Annotated in this window: 1 protein-coding gene and 1 pseudogene; both read right to left on the bottom strand. The window is 60.0% G+C overall.

Going from position 1 to position 758, the window contains the following annotated elements:
• Nucleotides 1-25: 25 nt before the first annotated feature.
• The gene (locus tag V7702_RS16755; RefSeq protein ID WP_335651211.1) at nucleotides 26-424 is read right to left on the bottom strand and encodes a VOC family protein; all 399 of its coding nucleotides are present in this window, start codon (nucleotides 422-424) and stop codon (nucleotides 26-28) included.
• Between the two features lie 43 nt (nucleotides 425-467).
• A pseudogene (locus V7702_RS16750) lies at nucleotides 468-758 on the bottom strand (S-(hydroxymethyl)glutathione dehydrogenase); the annotation flags it as partial.

Here is a 758-nt window from a genome sequence, read left to right as displayed (position 1 = left end):
CAGAACGCTCTCAGCTTCCTTGCTTTCAGACGAAGGTGTACGAGCAGACCTTGTTGCCCGCCGGATCACGCAGGTAGGCCGCATAGCCACCCGGCAGGTGACCACGTGCGCCAGGCTGGCCCTCGTCAATGCCGCCTGCGGCAAGGCCGGCGGCATGGAAGGCATCCACTTCAGCGGGAGTGGCGGCCGCAAAGCCGATCGTCACGCCGTTGCTGGAAGGCGCTTCACCATTGCCCGGGCGGGCGATGATGAAAGCCGGCTTTTCGCGACCGAAAAGTACCCATCCGTTGTTGAAAGGACCGAGGTTCTTGATGCCAAGAGCACCCAGAGCGGCTTCGTAGAACGCGACCGACTTCTGAAGGTCGGCAGCGCCGATAAAGATGTGCGAAAAGATGCCATCGCCAGAAATGACAGGAGTGGACATGATTAATTTTCTTGGTGGTTGGTGTTGAATGGGTAGTGGGCGGTCAGTAGTGGATCACCGTGCGAATCGACTTGCCTTCATGCATCAGGTCGAAGGCCTTGTTGATGTCGTCGAGGCCCATGGTGTGGGTGACGAACGGGGCGAGATCGATCTCGCCTTTCATTGCGTCCTCCACCATGCCGGGAAGTTGAGTGCGGCCCTTGACCCCGCCGAAAGCCGAGCCCTTCCAGGTGCGACCGGTGATCAACTGGAACGGGCGCGTCGAAATTTCCTTGCCTGCACCAGCCACGCCGATGACGATCGACTGGCCCCAGCCACGATGTGCTGCTTCCAG

It is taken from the genome of Phenylobacterium sp., assembly GCF_036963605.1.
Lineage (GTDB): Bacteria > Pseudomonadota > Alphaproteobacteria > Caulobacterales > Caulobacteraceae > Phenylobacterium.
This window is presented reverse-complemented; position numbering and strand designations above follow the sequence as displayed.